The 15097-nt window shown below is 68.3% G+C and carries 17 protein-coding genes, 1 pseudogene and 1 CRISPR repeat array (1 of these 19 running past the window's edge); of the genes and pseudogenes, 3 read left to right on the top strand and 15 right to left on the bottom strand.

All coding sequences use genetic code 11. The annotated features are described in order from the left end of the window. A CRISPR array of direct repeats spans positions 1 to 99; the repeat unit is 30 nt; it reaches 783 nt to the left of the window's first position. A 61-nt stretch (positions 100 to 160) separates the two neighbouring features. Continuing rightward, on the bottom strand, positions 161 to 2896 hold the full coding sequence (locus tag ACIBQX_RS19485; protein ID WP_397006267.1) for a LysM peptidoglycan-binding domain-containing protein: 2736 nt from the start codon (positions 2894 to 2896) through the stop codon (positions 161 to 163). Further along, positions 2893 to 3303, bottom strand: a complete 411-nt coding sequence (locus ACIBQX_RS19480; protein WP_397006265.1) for a TadG family pilus assembly protein — start codon at positions 3301 to 3303, stop codon at positions 2893 to 2895. The genes ACIBQX_RS19485 and ACIBQX_RS19480 overlap by 4 nt, the downstream gene beginning before the upstream one ends. An 87-nt stretch (positions 3304 to 3390) precedes the next feature. On the opposite strand from ACIBQX_RS19480, the gene ACIBQX_RS19475 reads away from it, so the two are divergent. Next, positions 3391 to 3702, top strand: coding sequence for a hypothetical protein (locus tag ACIBQX_RS19475; RefSeq protein ID WP_397006263.1), 312 nt, complete (start codon positions 3391 to 3393; stop codon positions 3700 to 3702). Between the two features lie 49 nt (positions 3703 to 3751). Here the strand turns inward: ACIBQX_RS19475 and ACIBQX_RS19470 are convergent, their stop codons facing one another. From ACIBQX_RS19470 to ACIBQX_RS19415, 12 genes and pseudogenes are all read right to left on the bottom strand, one after another. Beyond that, entirely contained in the window at positions 3752 to 4231 is a 480-nt protein-coding gene (locus tag ACIBQX_RS19470) for a TadE family protein (protein WP_397006261.1), read from the bottom strand. Next, complete coding sequence (locus tag ACIBQX_RS19465; protein WP_397006259.1) at positions 4228 to 4602, bottom strand: TadE family protein; 375 nt, start codon at positions 4600 to 4602, stop codon at positions 4228 to 4230. Before ACIBQX_RS19465 ends, ACIBQX_RS19470 begins: the two co-directional genes overlap by 4 nt. Further along, positions 4599 to 4793, bottom strand: a complete 195-nt coding sequence (locus ACIBQX_RS19460; protein ID WP_397006257.1) for a hypothetical protein — start codon at positions 4791 to 4793, stop codon at positions 4599 to 4601. Before ACIBQX_RS19460 ends, ACIBQX_RS19465 begins: the two co-directional genes overlap by 4 nt. 20 nt (positions 4794 to 4813) lie before the next feature. Continuing rightward, on the bottom strand, positions 4814 to 5680 hold the full coding sequence (locus ACIBQX_RS19455; RefSeq protein ID WP_397006255.1) for a type II secretion system F family protein: 867 nt from the start codon (positions 5678 to 5680) through the stop codon (positions 4814 to 4816). Beyond that, positions 5677 to 6513 (bottom strand): type II secretion system F family protein, encoded by an 837-nt coding sequence (locus ACIBQX_RS19450; RefSeq protein WP_397006253.1) that lies wholly within the window; start codon positions 6511 to 6513, stop codon positions 5677 to 5679. The genes ACIBQX_RS19455 and ACIBQX_RS19450 overlap by 4 nt, the downstream gene beginning before the upstream one ends. Further along, positions 6510 to 7805 carry a CpaF family protein gene (locus ACIBQX_RS19445; RefSeq protein ID WP_397006251.1) on the bottom strand — a complete coding sequence of 432 codons (1296 nt, stop codon included), beginning with the start codon at positions 7803 to 7805 and terminating at the stop codon, positions 6510 to 6512. Before ACIBQX_RS19445 ends, ACIBQX_RS19450 begins: the two co-directional genes overlap by 4 nt. Continuing rightward, on the bottom strand, positions 7802 to 8530 hold the full coding sequence (locus ACIBQX_RS19440) for a hypothetical protein (RefSeq protein WP_397006249.1): 729 nt from the start codon (positions 8528 to 8530) through the stop codon (positions 7802 to 7804). The genes ACIBQX_RS19445 and ACIBQX_RS19440 overlap by 4 nt, the downstream gene beginning before the upstream one ends. A gap of 7 nt (positions 8531 to 8537) precedes the next feature. Beyond that, positions 8538 to 9179 carry an SAF domain-containing protein gene (locus ACIBQX_RS19435; protein ID WP_397006247.1) on the bottom strand — a complete coding sequence of 214 codons (642 nt, stop codon included), beginning with the start codon at positions 9177 to 9179 and terminating at the stop codon, positions 8538 to 8540. 6 nt (positions 9180 to 9185) lie between these two features. After that, positions 9186 to 9998: a hypothetical protein gene (locus ACIBQX_RS19430; protein ID WP_397006245.1), complete on the bottom strand. Its 813-nt coding sequence runs from the start codon at positions 9996 to 9998 to the stop codon at positions 9186 to 9188. Further along, entirely contained in the window at positions 9995 to 10378 is a 384-nt protein-coding gene (locus ACIBQX_RS19425) for a hypothetical protein (RefSeq protein ID WP_397006243.1), read from the bottom strand. The genes ACIBQX_RS19430 and ACIBQX_RS19425 overlap by 4 nt, the downstream gene beginning before the upstream one ends. A gap of 627 nt (positions 10379 to 11005) precedes the next feature. Further along, positions 11006 to 12385 (bottom strand): IS1380 family transposase, encoded by a 1380-nt coding sequence (locus ACIBQX_RS19420; RefSeq protein WP_397006241.1) that lies wholly within the window; start codon positions 12383 to 12385, stop codon positions 11006 to 11008. A 285-nt stretch (positions 12386 to 12670) separates the two neighbouring features. After that, positions 12671 to 12835: pseudogene (locus ACIBQX_RS19415) on the bottom strand (transposase); the annotation flags it as partial. A 50-nt stretch (positions 12836 to 12885) separates the two neighbouring features. Here ACIBQX_RS19415 and ACIBQX_RS19410 point away from each other — a divergent pair. Further along, positions 12886 to 13059: a hypothetical protein gene (locus ACIBQX_RS19410; protein WP_397006239.1), complete on the top strand. Its 174-nt coding sequence runs from the start codon at positions 12886 to 12888 to the stop codon at positions 13057 to 13059. Positions 13060 to 13240: 181 nt separating this feature from the next. On the opposite strand, the gene ACIBQX_RS19405 is transcribed toward ACIBQX_RS19410, so the two are convergent. Next, complete coding sequence (locus ACIBQX_RS19405; protein ID WP_397006237.1) at positions 13241 to 13516, bottom strand: hypothetical protein; 276 nt, start codon at positions 13514 to 13516, stop codon at positions 13241 to 13243. Positions 13517 to 13973: 457 nt separating this feature from the next. Here ACIBQX_RS19405 and ACIBQX_RS19400 point away from each other — a divergent pair, with 457 nt between their 5' ends. Continuing rightward, the gene (locus ACIBQX_RS19400; protein WP_397006808.1) at positions 13974 to 15071 is read left to right on the top strand and encodes an IS5 family transposase; all 1098 of its coding nucleotides are present in this window, start codon (positions 13974 to 13976) and stop codon (positions 15069 to 15071) included. Positions 15072 to 15097: the final 26 nt, after the last annotated feature.

The following is a 15097-nucleotide window of genomic DNA, read 5'->3' as shown; positions in this document are numbered from 1 at the left end:
CCGGTCCTCATCGCCCCTGCGAGGGGTCTCAACGCGGTGTGGCCGCGCTCCTTCGCCTGGATCGGCCAGGTCCTCATCGCCCCTGCGAGGGATCGCAACACGATCTCGGTTGCGGCTACTGGTGCTCGGTGATCATGCATTGGTTCCTGCAGTGGGCGCACTAAAGTATGCGCGGCGCATTTCGAGGGGCGTTCAGTTGTTGCAGGACAGCTTGAGTTTCGGGTGACGGGATGGCGCCGAGGGTGTTGAGGCGGGTTTTGAGGTGGCGGGCGCGTTGACGGGCTTCGTCGGTTCGGCCGAGGGTGGTCAGGAGGCGGATGGCGGATCGGGTGGCGGTTTCCATGTCGGGGTCGAGGGCGCAGGCTTGGTCGTAGGTTTCCAAGGCGCGTTCGTGGTTGTCGGTGCGTTCGTGGAGGGCGCCGAGCTGGAGGAGGGCTTTGATGCTGGCGATGGTGAGGGGCCAGCGGTGGTCTTGGTCGAGCCAGTCGTATTTGAGTCCTCGGGCGAGTGGGCCGCGGCATAGGGCGGCGGCGGTTTCCAGGGCGGTGAGTTTGGCCTGTTCGGTGGTGGCGGTGCGGGCGTCAGCGAGGGCTTGGTGGAAGGCCCACAGGTCTACATCGATGTGCTGGGGTTGGATGCGGTAGGTCTTGCCGCTGCGTTCAATGAAGTGGGCTTTCTTGTCGTCGGGGGTGGAGGCGTCGCGCAGGGCGATGCGCAGGTCTTTGAGTGCGGCGTGGAAGCGGTAGCCGGCCAGGGTTTCTTCCAGGTCGGGCCAGAGGTGTTCGCAGATCTCCTCGCGGTCCAGGCCCTTGGGGTGGAGAGCGAGCAGGACGAACAGTTCGAGTGCTTTGGTGCGTTTGGACAGGTCGACGGGTGTGCCGCGTACGTCGATGGCGGGTTCGCCCAGGAGGGTGACCCGTACTGGTTGAGGTGTCGTGCTGGGTGGGGGGATGGGGAGGTCGGCGGGCTGTTGGGGGTGGTCGGTGGGCAGGTCGTTGCCGGTGGCGAGGGTGTGGAGCACCGAGGTGGCGGCTTGGGGCGGTAGGTGGAAGAGCGTGGCGTCGCGGAGGTCTGTGGCCAGTGGGCCGGTCGCTTCGGTGATGTGGTGGGTCTGGTCGAGTTCGCAGGTGGTTCCTGATGGGGAGTGGCCTGCCAGGACGGCGCCGATCCCGAGGTTGGTGGTCATGGTCAGGAGGTTGCTGAGGTAGGGGTGGCCTTCGGGGGCGGAGGCGGCCAGTAGGAGTGCGGGCAGGGGTTCGCCGGGTTCGGTTTGGCGGAGTTGGTGGATGTCGTCGGTTTCGTAGTCCTGGAGGATCATTCGGCGGCTGAGGAGTTGTTCTTCGAGGTGGTTGATGGCTTCGTCGAGGGTGGTGGTCAGGCGGAGTCCTGGCAGGTGGTCGGTCAGGGTGGTGATGGTGTTGCCGAGCCAGCGTTCGGCGTCTGGGGTGGGGATGATGATGTCGGCGCGGTAGATGTCGGCTTGGGTGAGCAGGTCGAGGACGATGGCGCGGATGCAGTCGTCGGCGCCTGGGCCGGTGAGGGCCAGGTTCAGCCCGGACAGGGTGAGGTGTACGGGCTTGTCGTCGCGGGTTCCGGCTTTGAGGGTGATGGGTGGGTCGATCTCGAAGGCGGAGCTGACCAGGTCGAAGTCTGGTTCCGTTTCTGGGTTGGCTCGGCGGTGGGCCTGTTCCAGTGCTCGTACGGCTGGATGTTGTGGCTCGGGGGTGAGGACGCTGATGGGTTCGTCGATGGACGGGGCGGGCAGGCGGCGTCGGCGGTGCAGGCGGGCGGCTGCGAGGGCGACGGCCACGCCGGAGGCGAAGGAGAGCGCCATCATCCCGCCCTGGGGCAGGACAACCACGTCGGCAGAGGACGCGGCAGCAGTTGGCGCTAGCTGAGCGGGGCTGGCGGTAGAGCGGCACGAACGCGGCTCGGCTACGGGGCGGGGCGAGCTGGTTGCGGCGGTGGCCGGGTGCACGGCGTGGTGATCGGTCGGGTACAGCGCCGTCTTGATCACATGCTGGGAGAAGGTGCGGCGGTGGACCGGCTGGGCCTTCTGAGCGTCACGCCCGTGTCGGGGCAGGATCAGTCGCCAGCCCGGTTCCAGTACGTCCGGGTCGGTCAGTCGTGTCCCGCCTGGTTGCGGACGTCCTTTGTTCAGCTTGAAGATCTTCTTGTAGCGGTTGCCCTTGCCGAGGTGCTGTTCGGAGATCCCCCATAGGGTTTCGCCGGATGCGACGGTATGGGTCCGTGGCCGGGTGTGCTCGGGCTTGCTGGCGTCGGTGGGCAGACGCAAGACGCATCCGGGTTGTAGCCACTCGCCGCGGGTGAAGGGTTGCCCGTCGGTCAGGGTGCGGCCCTGGTTGAGGGCGATGATGTCGCGGTAGCGCATCGGGTCCCCGAGCTGCTGTTCGGCGATCGTCCAGAGGGTGTCCCTGGGCTGGACCACGTAGGTCACGTACGACCGCGGGGTCTCCTGCTGGTCGGGCTCGGCGGCGGGAGCGTGATCGGATACGTCGATGGTGACCGCTGCGGCCGGGATCAGGGCTCGGGGTGCGGCGATGGGGGCGGTCGCGGCGACGGTGATCGTGGTGATCAGGTACGCGGCCAGTCGTTGAAACGGCAGCCGTACCTGACTGCGCCGGGCGCGGACGGTGCCCACCAGCTCCACCGTCACCGTGAAGGCGAACAGAGCCCAGCAGATCCACACCGTGGCCAGCAGCAGGGTTTGGATGACGATGGGCTCGCCCGGGGTGGCCAGGTCGTCGAGCGTGGGCAGGTCCACAGGCCAGAAGAAGATCAACAGGATGGCGGGGATACCGGCCAGCAGGGTGGTGAGTGCCGTGCCGGCGGCGGTTCTGGCGAGCAGTGGATGACGCAGCCCGTACATCGTCATGGTCGTCCTTGTTCGATGCCGTGGAACATCCGCGCGGTGGCGGTAGCTGTGGCGGTAACGGTGTCGATGCCGATGAGGGAGATCAGGAAGGTGGGCCGGGACACGGTGACGGTGACCCGTACCTGGTTGCCGGTTGTGGAGACGGTGCCGGGGTGGCCGGCGGTGGACAGGTAGGCGCGGGCGGTGGCGGGTGCCTGGGTGGTGTCGATCTCGAACTGGCCGCTGGTGTAGGCGCGTGCGGTGTTCATTTGTCCGGCTCCGGCGCGGGCCGCCTCCTCGGCGGCGGCGTACGCCTCGCGGTAGGCGCGGATCTTGGCGCCGCCGTCCACCATCAGTCCGGCGCACAGCAGCAGCGCGAATGCGATCACCGCGGTGAAGACCGTGATCGAACCTCGCTCATCGTCCACGGCTGGCCGCGACTCGGCATCTTCGATCATTCCGGCCGGATGGCGACCGGGTGCTGATCGTCCGGCTGGTGCAGGCATCATGGATGGGTGACGCACTGGTTTCGCGCCTACTGGGACGAAGAGGACATCTGGTTCTACTTCGAGGTCGACTCCGAGGGCTGGGTTATCCGGCAGATCGAGCTCCGCGGTCTCGACCACACGCCTATCGCCGCAGCATCGCTGGCCGAATGGCAGGAGGCCCAGAGCACAGGACATCTCAGGCAGTACGAGTCGATCTATGGCCTGACTGCGGAGTCTCCGGTCCATGAATGGGACGGCTACGATCCCCAGCGCCTGACCTTGAGCGATTTCGAGAGCGTTTGGCATCGTGCCCGCCGCCATCTCGAGGCCACTCGCTGAGTCGCAGTTGTTCCGGTTTGGCCGGGCTGCGGTTGGCCAGCCCACGTACCTACTCACGATCGAGCCTTGCCCGAGTGCTCCATGCCGAGAAGCCTTTTGAAGGTGCGAGTCCGAGATTCCTGGCGCGGTAGGGGTCGATCGGGCTGGTGAAGCTGCTGGTGATGTTCTTGGTGCCGGGGATGCCCGGTACGGCGAGGTCGGCCAGGTTCACCTCGCAGGAGACGCGGGCGACCACCACGGCCGGCCTGCCGAGCGGGGCGGACAGCCCCGTGGTGTCCACGGTCACAGACGGCGCGCAAGTCAGCCCTTCACGGGCGAGAGCCGCCCGTGCGCTGGTCACGGCGGCCGATCGCGCGGTGGCCGGGTCGCGGGCGATGGAGGCTTGGCGGGCGGCGTCTCGCGCGGCGGCGTCGAGGGCGTTGTGGGCGAAGGAGACGCGTCCCAGCCCGATGACCATCACCAGCAGGGCGATCAGCGCCGGTGCGACGATCGCCATCTCCAGGGCCATGGATCCGCGCTCGCGCGTCATCCGGTGGTCCATTGCTCGACGGGAGCGCGGGCGACCTGGGTCACGGGCAGCGTGAGCAGGGGGACCAGGGTGATGGCCTGGCCGCTGACGGACACTTCGAGGGTGTTCGCGTCGCGGGTGATGGCGACCTTGGCATGGGTGAGGAACGATCCGCCCGCCTCGTGGATGAAGCGTTCGGCGGTTGCCTGCCCTGCCGACGGGCTGGAGCCGTGGGCCCGGCCGGCGCGTAGTCCCTCCTGGGCGGCGGCCATGGCGAGGGTTCTGGCGTGGTACCACAGCGCGGTGTTCATGGTGAGCATGACGAGCAGGAGCACCGCCGGATAGACCAGGGCGGCCTCCAGCGTCGCCGATCCCCGCTCACGTCCGCTCATTTGATCTTGGCGAGCTGTTCGTTGACGACGGAGGTGATCTTCGTGCCGACGGTGATGGCCAGCAGGAAGACCACGGCCGCGATGATCACCCATTCCACGGTCGACGCGCCGCGTTCAGGGTCCAGCCCTCGTCGTACGGCACAGCGGTTGACCAGCCGCACGGCGAGGGCGAGCACGCGATTACGGATCACGGGTACCTCCGGAAAAGGGGTCAGCCGCCGGTCATCCGCGCGAAGGCGGGATAGCCGAGCAGCAGCAGGAACCCGAGGACCGACAGGGCCATCGGGACGGTCATGGTCTCGGTACGGGAGCGGGCCTTGGCGACCTCGGCCGACAGGTCGGCCTCGCGCAGGGACTGGGCCTTGGCCATCAGGGTGTCGAGGATGCTCGCTCCCCGTGTCCCGGCGAGCTGGGCGATGGCGGCCAGGTCCGCCAACTCGGGGACGTCGACCTCCTCCGACAGCCGGGTGAGCTCGTCCCACGCGCTGCCGGTGCCCCGGCGTGCCGGGTCCAGGGCTTGGGCCAGCCGCTGGAAGGTCCACCCGTGGCCGATCTTCGCGGCGGATTCCAGTGCCTCGGCCGGGCCCGCTCCTGCGGCGCGGGCGAGCGCGACCAGGTCGAGGTAGGCGACGATGGCCTGCCGGAATGCCGTACGCGCCTCGGCCGCCTGGCCGCGGATGGCGGCATCGGGGGCGAAGAACACCGCGACGGCGAATGCCAGGCACGCCGCCCACGAGACGGGCCAGGGCAGCACGACGCCGAGCAGCGCGCACCACGCCCAGAACACGAACGGACCGGCCGCTCCCAGGGCGATCATCAACGCCTTCTGGGCGAGGTGGTCGTGGGGCGTCTTGCCGAGCAGGGCCAGATCCGTGTGCGGCACCCGCGCGCCGATCATCGTTGCGGAGAGTCTCGTGACCAGGCGTGATTTCCAGTCCTGCGCGGGTTCGGCCCGTGGGCCGGGGCGGAGGCGTTCCATCGCGGGGGCGAGCGCCGGAGGGGAGGGGAAGGCGGTGGACAGGGCGAGGGCGACGCCGAGGCCGCTGATCGCGCCGCAGGCCAGCACGATCTCGATCATGTACGTTCACCTGCGGTGTTGAGGAAGCGGTGTCCCTTGGGCGGTCGGGCCAGGCGGTGCAGCCAGGCGAAGGCGCCCGCGTACAGGCCGATCACGATCGCGAGGACGAGCTGCCCGCCGATCGTGCCGAACGGGGCGACGTAGGTGGTGTTGAGCAGGGCGAAGGCGGTGTAGCCGAGCAGGGCGCCGACGACCCAGCGGGCGGTGACGCGGTGGGTGGCGCGTTCGGCGTTGATCTCCCGGCGGGCGGCGACGTCCTTGGCGACCGTACGGGCCAGGCGTTGCAGCACCTCGCGCAGCCCCTGGCCACGGGCCCGGCAGGCCAGGATCAGCGCACCGGCGATCATGTCGCCGGTGGGGTCGGCCAGATCGTCGGCGAACGCCCGCAGGGCCTGCTCGGTGGGGGTGCGGTAGGTGAGGCGCCGCGCCAGCGCCCGCACCTCCGGGGCGATCGGCGCGGGTGGGTGGTCGGCGCTGGAGCGCAGCGCCTCCTCGATGCCCGCGCTGCCGCCGAGCACGTCGGCCAGGTGGCGGATCCAGGCTTCCAGCGCTTCGAGCCGTTCGATCCGCTGGACGGTGTCGCGGCTGGTCAGCATGCGCGGCAGTGCGACCGCGCCGACCGCGGATCCGGCGGCGGCGACCGGCCAGCCGGTCAGCCACCACGTCACGCAGAACGCTCCCAACCCGTACGCCACCGGCATGGCCGCTGAGCGGGGTATCCGGCGACGTGGCGGGCGGGGTGGCCGTACCGGAACCAGGCGTGACCCGGCGGCGGCCAGGAGCGGCCCGGCGATCAGCGCGGCACCGGCGAGAGCCGCGAGCCAGCCGGTCATGCCCACCCTCCGGTGAACAGGCTGGGGTCGAAACCGGCCGCGACCAGCTCGTTCATGCACTGCGGGATGGTGTTCGGCACCGCGCGACCGTCGGGGCCGGGGACGTAGACGCGGTTGACCGCCGGCTCCAGGCCGTCGGCGGGAGGCAGGACCTCGTGGATCTCGGCGACGTAGCGCCGGTTGATCAGGCCGTCCAGGTCGTGGCGGAGTTCGTGGCGCAGATGGACGACGAAGTCCACGGCCATGCCGATGGTGCGGAACAGCGTCTCCGGGGCGATCGACAGGCCGCCTGATCCGGCCAGGATGAGCATGCGGGAGAACACCTGGTCGGCGGAGTCGGCGTGCATGGTGCAGATGGAGCCGGCGCCGCCAGTGTTCATGGCCTCCAGCATCGGGACCAGCTCGTCGCCGCGGACCTCGCCGACGATGATGCGGCGGGCGTTGAAGCGCAGGGCGTCCTCGATCAGCTGGTGGAGGGTAAGCGCGCCGAAGCCTTCGGTGTTGCCCTCGCGGGCCTCCAGGGCGAGTACGTCGCGGTGGCGGTCGGGCTGGGCGTGGAGGAAGAGCTCGTACTCCTTCTCCACGGTGGCGATCCGCTCGTCGGGGTCGATCTCGGCTGCCAGGGCTCGGGCGAAGGTGGTCTTGCCGTCGCCCATCCCGCCGGTGATCACGATGTCCTTGTGGGCGCGTACGGCGGCGGCCAGGAACGCGCGGCAGCTCTTGTCCAGGGTGTCGGAGGCCATCAGGTCGTCCAGATCGGCGTGGAGCATGCCGTGCCTGCGGATCGACAGGGACGGGCGCGGTGTGACGCCCATCAGGGCGGCGATGCGCGTCCGGCCGACCGACAGGTGCAGGCGGGGGCGGGCGATGGAGAAATCCCGGGCGGTCTGGCCTTGGTAGGCGGCCCAGCGGCGGACGTTGGCCACCAGGTCCTCGTCGCTGTCGGCGATGGGCGGGCCGAGCACCTTGCGGCCGTCGGAGTAGGTGATCCACACCTGGTCGCAGCCGTTGACGTCAATGTTCTCCACGTCGGGGTCGTCGACGAACGGCTGGAGTCGACCCAGAGCGAAGATCTCGTTGTGGACGGCTTCGGCCAGCAGGCGTTCCTGCGGCAGGGTGGGGGCGCTGGTGCCGGCGAGGGTTCGGGTGTCGGCGTACTCGCGGACCAGGTTGATGATGACGGCTCGCGCGTACTCGCGGACGGCTTCGTCGCCGGTGACCGTGGCGGTGTCGAGGGCTTCGGTTACCTGTGGCAGGAGCTCTCGCACTGCTTTCTGTACGTCGAAGCTCATGATGCCGGTACCTGTTCGCGCAGCTTGGTTCCGAGTGATCGGGTGGCCCGTAGGAGGAGGGATCGGGACAGGTGGCGCTCGCTGCCTGTGCCGTGTGTCAGGACGGCTGCCGCTTTCGGATCGTGGGGGAGGTGGCCTGCTACTTCGATGTTCAGGGTCTTGGCCACCTCTCTACGGCTGTAGGGGCCGTCGCCGGTCAGCAGCACTCGAGGGCTCGGCCGGTGGGCGCGAGCCGTTGTGATTGCTGCGAGGCGGGGAGCGAGGGCGGACAGGTCTCGTAGCGTCGGCTGGGCGATGAGCAGGACGTGGTCCGCATGGGTCAGCAGGGGGAGGGGTGTGTCCGGGCCGCCGATGCGTCCGACGTCGGCGATCACATCTCCGGGCAGGGTGGCAAAGGTCTCGGCGATGTCCCGCCACAGCGGCTGGACCGACGACACCTGGGAAGGGTTCGCCAGGCCGGGCAGGATACGGTGGTTGTCCGGACCGTTCAGCTGCAGGACCTGTTCGGCCAGCGTGTCCGCCGCGCTGGCGCCGCGTCGTAGCTGTACCGCCCACTCGCCCAAGCCGCGATCCTGTTGATGGCCGACCAGGAACCCCGACAGGACACTCCCACCTGCCGGGTCGCACTCGGCGAACAGGACCGTACGCGGCCAGGCCAGGGTCAGAGCCAGGCCGGCTGTGGTGACGCCGGGGCTGTGGCCGCCGGAACACAGAACGATCAGCATGGGTCACTCACCCGGCCCGCGACTGCAGGACGAGCGCGATCTGGCCATCCGCTGCCTGCCTGGCCAGCGTTGTCCCAGCCTGTGCCGGGACGATCAGGTCGACGACCACCAGGCCGTCCACGTCCGGCTGCCCGACTCGATCCACCTTGGCCGGATGATCCTGGGGGACTCCGCGGCCCGGCTCAGTGGTCGACGCCGTAGTGGCCACGACGCGATCACCCGGCTGGATCCCCCTGGCCGGCAACCGGCTGGGCTTCAACGCCACCGGCACCACGACCTCACCCGGCCCCGGCACCAGCGCCTCGGTCACGTGCACCGGGGCGAGCAGGCTGCCCGCCTTCAGATCCACCGCGGCGCGCTTGCCGATCAGCCCGCCCTTGCCGGCCGCGTCGACGGACTGGACCGCCGGATCCACGCCGAGCGCGACCGTACGCAGATCCTGCGCTTGAATTTGCTGGCCGACCGGCACGTCACGGGCCATGACCAGCACCGGCACCCGTTGACTGGCGACCCCGTACACCTGCCAGGCCACCAGTGCCCCCAGGGCGGTCAACGCGACGCCGGCCACGAGCATCATCGGGCTGCGCCGGCTCGGCAACGGACGCACCTGACCCGCCTCCCTGGGCGGCGAGAGCCGCTGAAGCAGCATCGACCTTCATCCCTTCGTGACGAGCGCCTGGGCTTCGACGATGCGGACCGGGAACGTGACTGACCTGGTGATCGGCGGCAGCACGCCGCCTGCGCCGCCGGAGCCGCGCCAGGTGCCGGCCCAGGTCACAGAAACCGTCACCTGATTCGCATGAGCCGGCTGCTTGTACAGGTGCGAGCACGTTGAACGCTGCACCTCGATCGGACGGTGAGGATCGAACGCGGTTCCCGGACCGTGGCAGGTGATCGTGCGGCCGTCGCCCGTCTCAATGGTCATGCGCTGCGGCTTGGCGGTCGCTTCCGCCCATGTCGACCCGGCACGCACCCGCTTGGATTTGGCCGCCCACTGTCCATCGGCCAGGAAGAACCAATGCGGAAGCCCGACCAGCCCCTCCCGGCCACGCGGTGGCGCGGTGAGCACCTGCGGTACCGCGATCGGAATCTGTTTGTACGCCCGTCGCGCGAGCTGTTCCGAGGCGTCTGGGGCGTGCTGGTTCGCGATCCAGATGATGTTCCGGGAGCCGTCAGAGCACTTGCGCTCGTACCAGGCGCCGTCCTTGGGTTGTTCGGTGCTGAGGACCCGATCGGGATCAACATACCCCCGCCCCACTTTCTGCAGCGTGCTCACGTACGACCATCGTTGGTACGTACAGGTGACCTTCGGCTTCGCGTTGCCAGCCGGAGCGGCGGGCCTGTGACGGGGTGTCTCGTGGGCCCAAACGGCGTAGTGGTCAAAGGGCTGGTGCATCACGCCGACATCGTCCCCGTCGTCCTTCGCTAGGGAGACGACGAGAAATCCGGCGACGAGGAGATGAGTCATGCAGCTGGCGAGCATGGTGCGGTCAACCGTTGCATCTGGACGACACGCCACATGCCGTCCTTCTCTTTGGAGAAGGCCGCAACCATGTGAATATTGGCCATGCCGCGATTGAGGGTTTTTCCTGTCCTGTAGTCTGTCTGGCCGGCGTTTCGGAGGTCCTGGCAATCGTGCAGGGCGGCCCGGTCGCCGTGGATTTCGACGTCGAAGGGGTGAAAGACAGGCTGCCCCCAGGTGACCCTGCCCTTGGCGCGCAGTGCGGCGATGCCCTTCAACATCGTGCCCAGAAGGGGCTGGGTCGCGACCGGCTCGAGAACCGCCCGGCGCTCTTCGGCGGGAGCGTGTTCGGCGCGCGGCCCGGCCCGGAACAGTTCACGCCACACGGCTAGGACGGCGTCCTTGCCCGAGGTGGGGCTGGGAGTTGGCGTGGGGGTGGCAGAGGGCAGTGCCGCCGTGGAGGACGGTTCAGGAACGGAGTCGCCGGATTGGCACGCAGCCAAGGCAATTGCCGTAGAGACGAGCACCGCCGTCAAAGGCATGACTCTTACGGAACTTGGCGAATCGCCCCTCACTGGCCAACCCCCTGCGGACAGCAATTGATATACTACATACAGTTGCCATGTTAGATTAGTCGTCTCTCCCTAGCCTCTGGCGTAACCATCAGCCGATCATTGCCCGATGTTTAGCCGCGGTCAGGAGGCCGTATTCACCTGGGCGCTCGAGACAACGCTGAAGACGAGGCCCCCTTAGGTCAACTTGTCGGCATCGATGCGCCCGCCACGAACTGACGTCGCGGTTCCTGCAGGTAACCAACCAGGAGCGACGAGCGTGCGCCGAAGGCATATGCTCCAGCCTCGATCTTTCGTGAAGTCGGTTGGGTCGCGTAGCGGGGTCAACCGGCCTGGTTTTCGGGTCTTGGTCAGCGTTGGTGCCCAGCTGTCGCGCTGGGTGGGCGGGGTTCCACGGGCCCGGGCGGTTTCCTTCTGAATCGGCTGGGCGATGGGGGCTGGTCAGGGTGCCGGCAGCATCTGCAGGCGGGGGATCGCGGTGGCGATCAGATCGGCCCATGGCCAGTGGTGTGCGAGGCGGAGGCGGAGCCGTCGTCCGCCTTTGACCATGCGTCCGACGGTCGAGAAGAGGCGCAGGCGCAGGCGTTTGGGTTCCCAGCGGCGGGCTGGGTGGCCATCGAGGGCGAGCATCTGCATCCAGGCGGTCAGCTCCGAGGCCAGGGCGACCAACTCGCACCAGATCTGGTTTTGAGCGAATCCGTGCAGCGGCATGTTCCGTAGCCCGGTGTCTTTCGCGCAGCGGATACGGTCCTCGCGGCGGGCTCGGCGGCGGTGACGTAGTTCCAGGTCGGCGAGCTGGCCGCGGCTGCCACCGGGCCGAGTGCCGGTGACGAAGCAGGTGTAGCGGTGTCCGTCGATGTCGGTGAAGCGCAGCTGCGCGCCGGGGTGGGGGCGTTCCTTGCGGACGATGACTCTCATGCCCTTGGGCCAGGACGACAGGTCGAGCAGGCCGGTGAGTTCGGCGACCCAGGCGCCGTCGCGGGGCTGGCGTTCGGCGTCGTAGGCGACCTCCCGCACATCCTTGGGCAGGTGCGGGATCGCGGCGCAGATGTCGTCGGTGAGGTTGAACCCGATGGAGTATTTCAGGCGACGTGCGCTCACCCAGGCGAGGAATGCGCGGGTGCCGCCTGCCGAATCGGCCCGTATCAGGACTTGTTTATGCAGGTGGGCCGGTATCTGATTGAGGGCGAGTCGGCCGGCGGTGATGTGATCGTCGGCGGTGTTCGATCCGGCGTTGCCACGGCGTAGGAGCAGGGCGGCGGCCTCCCCCGTCCCGTCCTGGCCGTGGTCGATGAACGCGGTCATCGGGTGAAAGCCGTAGGTATGTTTCCAGGTCGGTGCTGCTTGTTCTTTGTCGGAATGCGCGATCACGATGGTTGCGTCCAGGTCCACCGGGATCAGCGTGCCGTCCGCCCCCGGAGCGCGTTCACCCGCCAGGGACCATGCCGTGGCCCGCGCCTGGGCGCGGGCGGCGCGGATGGCCCGCAACGCCTTGCCTCCTGCGGCGGCCAGGGTGGTGACCAGCCGTGACACCGTGGGATCGGAGGCCACCGGGCCGTATAGCTCCCGCGAGGATCGCAGCACTGCGATGTCGGCCAGGCAGTCCCCGCCCAGTGCGAGTGTCATGGCCAGATCTGCCACGATCTTGCCGGGATCATGTGCCGCCCGGGGTGCGCGCCATGGCTGGAGCGCCTGCGACAGTCCCTTGCTCAGGCCAGTCGCTCTCAGCGTTTCCATCAGCAGCAGATCGCCGGCCTGGCTGATTAATCCCTTGCCGTCCGTAGACGTGACGATCTTGGAACGATGACCGATAAGCTGCACCTGAAAAGTGCCTCTCGAACTGGTGCGGACAGGACCCTCAGCAAGTCCAATCCTTCCAGTTCAGGGCACTTTTCGCGTTTAAACGATCAACACGGGGTGTCCCCTCGGCGAAAACGCGAGGCTAGGCGCCAGCCGTGGCCAAAGCTTGGCTTGGTCTGTTGTCCGAGCCCGCGCTGTGGCCAGGTTCTTGGAGGATGGCGTCCGTGGAGTGGTGTAATCACCGATCGACGGCTGTGGTTCTGGTTGCGTGGTGAGATCGGCGAGTGGTGTGGCGGTGCCTGCGCGGAGTTCGGCCATGGAGGTCTCCGAGAGGTAGCGGCGGTCGGTGACCTGCCGTTCGTCGTGCAGCTTGGCCAGGCCGCCGTCGGCCAGGCGCTCCAGAGCGGCGGTGTTGGAGAAGGCCTGCACGACGTCGGCGCGGCGTTTGACCTCGCGGTTGAGCCGTTCCATTAACCGGCCCTTGCTCTCGGGGGCGAGGCAGTTGAGGAAATCGCTGGTCAGTGTTCGAAGCGGGGCAGGTGGTCGGCGAGGGCGTCGGCAACGCGAGCATGTCGGGCCGCTTCACCGTTCCAGCCGCGATCTTCGGCGTCCGCCTGAAGGGCTTGAACTTCGGTGAGCTGGGTGCGGAGGCGTCGGTGACGAAGTTGTCGCAGGTCTTGCAGATGTTGGCGTAGGGGCAGGCGCCCGCTGCCTCGTGCCGGGAGCAGTAGCCGTGAGCGACGCGAGTCTTGATCATCTCGCTGTTGAGCCAGGTCACCTTGTCGGGGACGATCGGCTTGCCGGCGGGGGTGAGGGTGAACTGGCGGCGCATCTTGCCCATCGCCTCGTCGTAGGCGGTGCGCAGCGTCGGGGAGGCTAGGGTGGCGTAGCGGATCGGCATCTGCGGGGTGACATGCCGAGCAGCGCCATCAGCGCCTGCAGACTCATCCCGCCGGTGGCCCAGGTGCGGTGAAGCTGATGCGGGGTGACGACGAGCACGCAGCCGTCGGGCGAGCGGAGCCCGGCCAGTTCGGCAGCAGCGAGCAGCCCGTTGCACAACCGGGTCGCGCCGAGTCTGCGGCCGTGCAGGGTGAACAGGAACCGGTGCGTGGACGCGGCAACGTTCGGTGAACTCCGCGCAGCGCGGCCCATTCATCCAGCGCGACGAGGGTGTCGGCGTCCAGGGGGACCATGCGTTCGGTGGCGAGCTTGCCGAGTGGGACTTTCAGCCAGGTCCCGGTGGGGCCGTAGTCGATGATGGTGCCGATCTCCAAGTCGAGCAGCTCCCCGACGCGTAGTCCCGCGCCGACCCCATCGGACTCTGAACCAGAGACCCCCGAACGGACGGCCTGATCTGCCCCCGCCGACAGGCCCCCACTCGGCTCGTCGCAGAGATCGCCTCTGTGGTCTGATCCATGAGTACGCGCAGGTCGCTTAGAGCCTGCTGACAAAGGGATTTGGTGTCGGGGCTCGGGTCAGGAGAGTGCCGGGGTGTGGTCATGATTGGGCTGTTGACCGACGAACAGGAGCGGGCTCCCAGTAGCTGAGATGGTGTCTAAGCAGCTCAGCGGCCAGGAGCCCGTGGTTGTCTGTCTACACGCCTGCGGCCGTGAACGCCAGCGGTTGTGCCTCACCGGGATGCGCATGTCGTGGCCGGAAACCGGCATACCCATCGGATCTGGCCGATGCCGAGTGGTTGGTGCTGGAAGGCGAGGCACGGGCGGTGATGGCCGAGCTGGTCGCGGGCCGGCCGATGGTGCATGACCTGCGCGCGGTGCTGGACGCGATCGGCTACGTGACCCGGTACGGGATCGAGTGGCGGGCCCTGCCGGTCGACTTCCCGCCGCATGAGGCGGTGTATGCGTTCTTCTTGCGCTGGTCGCGGCGTGGTCTGCCCGAACGGCTGGCCGGGAGGTTGCGCGGCCGGCTGCGCGTCCTGGCTGGACGGTCGGAGCTGCCGACAGCCGGGTGCATCGACTCCCAGACGGTCCGGGCGGCTGAGACCGTCGGCGCGGCGACCTGCGGGTACGACGCGGGCAAGAAGCTCAAGGGGCAGAAGCGGCACATCGTGGTGGACACCCTCGGGCTGCTGTTGTGCGTGATGGTCACCGCCGCGTCGGTGCAAGACCGCGACGGCGCGCATCCGGTCCTGGCGCTGCTGCGCGAGAAGTTCTCCACCATCGGCCTGATCTGGGCCGACGGCGGCTACGCCGGACGGCTGGTCATCTGGGCCAGGCAGGTCCTCGGTCTGGCCGTCACGATCGTCAAGCGCAGCGACGACCTGCGCGGCTTCGTGGTGTTACCCCGCAGATGGGTGGTGGAGCGGACATTCGCCTGGCTGGTCCGCTACCGCCGCCTGGTGCGCATCTACGAACGCAAGCCCGAACATCATGAAGCCATGATCTGGTGGGCCACCGTGCACCAGATGACCCGCCGCCTGACGCGCGAACTGGCCGGCCTGCCGCCCCCTGGCCGCTGGAGCGACCCGCCACCGCTGCCGGTCTTGTCCAGCCCCGACCGGCGCGGCAAGGTCCTGCAACTTCTGGCCGCCCAGCCCTGGCACGCCTGGAGAGGAAGCGAACTGGCCGCCATCCTCGGCATCGAGAACGTCAACAGCTTCCGCGTCCAGCTGTCTCAATGGTCCCACCAGGGCTACATCAACAAGATCGGACCAGCCCTCTACGGGCCCATGCCCGCCACCACTTAAGCCTTTGTCAGCAGGCTCTTAGGGTG

The sequence above is a fragment of the Nonomuraea sp. NPDC049714 genome, assembly GCF_044465295.1.
Classification (GTDB): Bacteria; Actinomycetota; Actinomycetes; order Streptosporangiales; family Streptosporangiaceae; genus Nonomuraea.
Note: the sequence above shows the minus strand (reverse complement) of the source record. Positions and strands in the feature narration are given on the sequence as shown.

Coding starts and splice junctions, on each gene's coding strand:
- ACIBQX_RS19485 (WP_397006267.1), bottom strand. CDS start 2,896: ATGACGATGTACGGGCTGCGTCATCCACTGCTCGCCAGAACCGCCGCC.
- ACIBQX_RS19470 (WP_397006261.1), bottom strand. CDS start 4,231: ATGACGCGCGAGCGCGGATCCATGGCCCTGGAGATGGCGATCGTCGCA.
- ACIBQX_RS19465 (WP_397006259.1), bottom strand. CDS start 4,602: ATGAGCGGACGTGAGCGGGGATCGGCGACGCTGGAGGCCGCCCTGGTC.
- ACIBQX_RS19455 (WP_397006255.1), bottom strand. CDS start 5,680: ATGATCGAGATCGTGCTGGCCTGCGGCGCGATCAGCGGCCTCGGCGTC.
- ACIBQX_RS19450 (WP_397006253.1), bottom strand. CDS start 6,513: ATGACCGGCTGGCTCGCGGCTCTCGCCGGTGCCGCGCTGATCGCCGGG.
- ACIBQX_RS19445 (WP_397006251.1), bottom strand. CDS start 7,805: ATGAGCTTCGACGTACAGAAAGCAGTGCGAGAGCTCCTGCCACAGGTA.
- ACIBQX_RS19440 (WP_397006249.1), bottom strand. CDS start 8,530: ATGCTGATCGTTCTGTGTTCCGGCGGCCACAGCCCCGGCGTCACCACA.
- ACIBQX_RS19435 (WP_397006247.1), bottom strand. CDS start 9,179: ATGCTGCTTCAGCGGCTCTCGCCGCCCAGGGAGGCGGGTCAGGTGCGT.
- ACIBQX_RS19430 (WP_397006245.1), bottom strand. CDS start 9,998: ATGACTCATCTCCTCGTCGCCGGATTTCTCGTCGTCTCCCTAGCGAAG.
- ACIBQX_RS19405 (WP_397006237.1), bottom strand. CDS start 13,516: ATGGGCCGCGCTGCGCGGAGTTCACCGAACGTTGCCGCGTCCACGCAC.